The sequence below is a fragment of the Bradyrhizobium sp. Leo170 genome, assembly GCF_004296405.1.
GTDB lineage: Bacteria > Pseudomonadota > Alphaproteobacteria > Rhizobiales > Xanthobacteraceae > Bradyrhizobium.
In genome coordinates this window covers 1-3,032 of sequence record NZ_PSRR01000566.1, presented here as the reverse complement: position 1 = coordinate 3,032, position 3,032 = coordinate 1, and the positions used below count along the sequence as shown (strand labels likewise).

The following is a 3,032-nucleotide window of genomic DNA, read 5'->3' as shown; positions in this document are numbered from 1 at the left end:
GTAAGAACGGGGAGAGGGAGAGGAGTCGTCAATCGCTTCGCATCCTCGCGCTTATTTTCCGCCGCGCACCTGGATCACGAGCGCGCTCAGGCGGGCGTTCAGCTTGTTGTAATCGACATTCGCGCCGCCCAGGCCAGCCATGCATCTGCGCTTGCATCCGCCGCCGCCACCACCGCCGCCACGGGCCGGATCGCCGAAGGTGGCGACGGGAACGGTGCCGGTAACCTGGAAGCCGCGCGCCATCAGCCGCGAGCGCACCGCGAGGCAATAGCTCACCGACAGATGGGAGAAGCGCGTCTCGCCATGGCCGGCGCGGTATTTCATCACAGCCGTGCAGAGATCGCCGCGGGCCAGCCGCCATGCCTGGGCGAGGTAGGTCACCCCATAGCGGATGTTGGTCTCGGGAACGGCGAGTTCGGCATTGGTGCCGGTGAAGCCAAGCATCCGCGCGGTCGAGGGCAGCACCTGCATCAATCCGATTTCACCGACGCCGCCGATCGCGCCCGCATTGTAACCGCTCTCCACGCCCATCACCGCTTCCGCGATCTCGGGCGCAAGGCCTGTGCCGGCGGTCTGCTTCTCGATCAGGTCGCGATAGCGGGAGCGAGGCTGCGCGCTCGAGGTCGAGCTCGCGCCCCCTCGCATCGGGGGCAACCCGACCTTGGCATTCTCGCGCCATCGCCGCTCGATGGCCATCGGTGCTTCGGCAGGCGCAGCTTCCTTGGCAGGCGCGGCTTCCTCTTGAGGCTCACTTGCCGCGTCAGCAGCGGGGGCCGCCTCAGTAGCGGGAGATTCCTCCGCCACCGCGGGGGATGTATCGGCGAGCGCGAGAGCACTTGTCAGCACAAGGCCGAGACCGGTCGCCAATGCAAGCAACCACCCGCGTAACAGCCCGCTCTGCCGATGCCCCCGCACGCCCCCGCCTCGCTCACTCTGGAGTTCTAAGCCGCAGGCGAAGACGCAGCGGCTGAAGCATGTCGGGCGGCGGCGTGCCGGCATTGGCGGCGGCGAGCAGCGGACGCAACCGGCCGCCGAGCTCCGGATCCATGCTGCTGTCGAATGCGATGCGGTCCATCCTGCCGTCCGGCAGGATCGAGGCGCTCACCACGAATGTCAGCGGCTTGTTGTCCTTCTCGCGCCCCGCCGCGAAAGTCACAAGCCACTGCGACATGTCGCCGTCGCCCTCGATCTGATGCTGAAAGGCACCCTGCAGCCGGGACGCATACTCGCGCCAGGCGGCGGGCGCCTCGGATGCGGCCTTGAAGTCTGTGCTTTGCGCCGCAGCCGGCGCGCGCCCGGCGGAAAGGCCGAGCGCCACGAGGCCGAACGAGTGCAGCAGACGCCGCAGCCTGCCGGGATTCCCGTTGATCGGGGATTTCGACGCCATCGCTACAGTGCTGTCCGATCAGCTATTGAGGGCCGGCCGCGGCGGCGCCAGGTTCGCGTCCGCGTTGGATGCTTCCTTGGACGCTTGCTTGGGTGTTTCCTTGGCCGATTCGAGGCTCGAGGCCAACCTGCCGAGCTCCTCGCGCAACCAGGGGATGAGCTGCTGGATCAAACTGTCCCAGATCTGGAGCTGGGTGCGGACATTGTTCGGCGAGACCGCGCCGGCGATGGAGAGATCGAGCGTCAGCACCAGAAATTCATCGGTGCCCTGCGGCTTGTCCACGAACAGCCGGCAGAACCTGTGCATGCGATTCCACTTGTTCACGAGATCGAGCGGCATCGATCCCTGCACAGTCAGGACCGCAACGAAGGCGACATCCGCGAAATGATCAGGCTTGCCGGGAAACGCATTGCCCGGGCGGACGTCGAAGCCGAGGCCGTTGCTCGCCGACCGCAACAGAGAAATATTGCCGTCGGTCACGAGCTCGGCGCGATAGCCGGCGGTTTGGAGCGCCGCGCGCAGCTCCTCGAGCGTGACAAAGGACTGCATCCCGGCGTTGGACAAATCTGCGGGTGCTTGCGCGACGCTAGTGCTCATGGACATGTTAATCTCCTCTGTCCAATAACGTGATTGGATTTGCAACAGCTATTTCGGATCGGCTGAAGCAACGAAACGGGATACAACAAACGCTGGAACGCGATGATTTTTCTTCGAATCATCATCACGCTCCATCTTTTTTGTTTGAGCATGATCCTTTCGGAAAACCGGTAGCCACTTTTCCGGATCATGCTCTAGCGGGCAGCGCCGGCCGACTGCGTCAGCTCGCTGGCGATGCGGGACAGTGCGATTTCGTTGATCGCGGGCGGATTCTGCTCCAGCGCGCGCGCAAGATAGGCGCGGCGATTGAGCTCGGCACGCTGTGCCCGCAGGCGCTGGACCAGGGTGTCCCGCACGTCGGCAAGCGGCATGGTTTCGGACGGCTTGGTCTCGATCAGCTTGACGATGTGATATCCGTCGGCAAGCTTGATCGGCTCGCTCACGGTATTGACGGCCATTCCCATCACGCGGCTCTTGATCTCGGGAACGAGCTGCGGTTCAGGCAGCCAGCCGAGATCGCCGCCCTTGTCAGCCTGCTCGCGCTGGTCGGTAGTGTCCTTGGCGACCTGGGCGAAATCCGCCTTCGGCTGCTTCAGCTTGGCCTGAATGTCCGCGAGCTTCGCCTTGGCCTTCTCTTCGGCCGCGGCGTCCGATCCTTCCGCCAGCGCGACATAGATCTGGGCGAGATGAAAGCGGCGCGGCATGATCAGCGCGCCCTTGTTGGCGTCATAGGTCTTCTGGATTTCCGCCTCATCCGGATAATTTTCCGGCGGCACCGACGCCGACTGCAGGTAGGTCTCGAAGATGGCCTCCTCGCGCAGCTTGGCGAGTTGAGCGACGACGGCCGGTTGGTCCTGCCACTTCTTGTCCGTGGCTTCCTTGAGGACGAGCTGCCTTGCAAACATCGCGCGGAGCGTCTGGTTGAGAAGCGCGGGATCGCGGGCGAGCGCGGCGCGCTGATCGGGCCCGACGGCGGCCAGGAAGGCGCGGATTTCCGACGAGGAGACGTCACGTCCGCCAACGCGCGCCACCGGCTCGTTGCCCGACG

General features: G+C 64.9%; 4 protein-coding genes. All 4 read right to left on the bottom strand.

Annotated features, from left to right (window positions below):
• Window positions 1-51 precede the first annotated feature (51 nt).
• A complete protein-coding gene (locus CWO89_RS42470) occupies window positions 52-696 on the bottom strand; it encodes a lytic transglycosylase domain-containing protein (RefSeq protein ID WP_130584161.1) in 645 nt (214 codons plus the stop codon).
• 232 nt (window positions 697-928) lie between these two features.
• A complete protein-coding gene (locus tag CWO89_RS42465; RefSeq protein ID WP_130584160.1) occupies window positions 929-1,387 on the bottom strand; it encodes a hypothetical protein in 459 nt (152 codons plus the stop codon).
• Between the two features lie 18 nt (window positions 1,388-1,405).
• On the bottom strand, window positions 1,406-1,990 hold the full coding sequence (locus CWO89_RS42460) for a YbjN domain-containing protein (RefSeq protein WP_130584159.1): 585 nt from the start codon (window positions 1,988-1,990) through the stop codon (window positions 1,406-1,408).
• A gap of 188 nt (window positions 1,991-2,178) precedes the next feature.
• A partial coding sequence (locus tag CWO89_RS42455) for a peptidylprolyl isomerase (RefSeq protein ID WP_130584158.1) occupies window positions 2,179-3,032 on the bottom strand: 854 nt, incomplete at its 5' end.

Bases quoted from the DNA above. Each gene is read 5' to 3' on its own strand.
- CWO89_RS42470 (WP_130584161.1), bottom strand. From the start codon at position 696: ATGGCCATCGAGCGGCGATGGCGCGAGAATGCCAAGGTCGGGTTGCCC.
- CWO89_RS42460 (WP_130584159.1), bottom strand. From the start codon at position 1,990: ATGTCCATGAGCACTAGCGTCGCGCAAGCACCCGCAGATTTGTCCAAC.
- CWO89_RS42465 (WP_130584160.1), bottom strand. From the start codon at position 1,387: ATGGCGTCGAAATCCCCGATCAACGGGAATCCCGGCAGGCTGCGGCGT.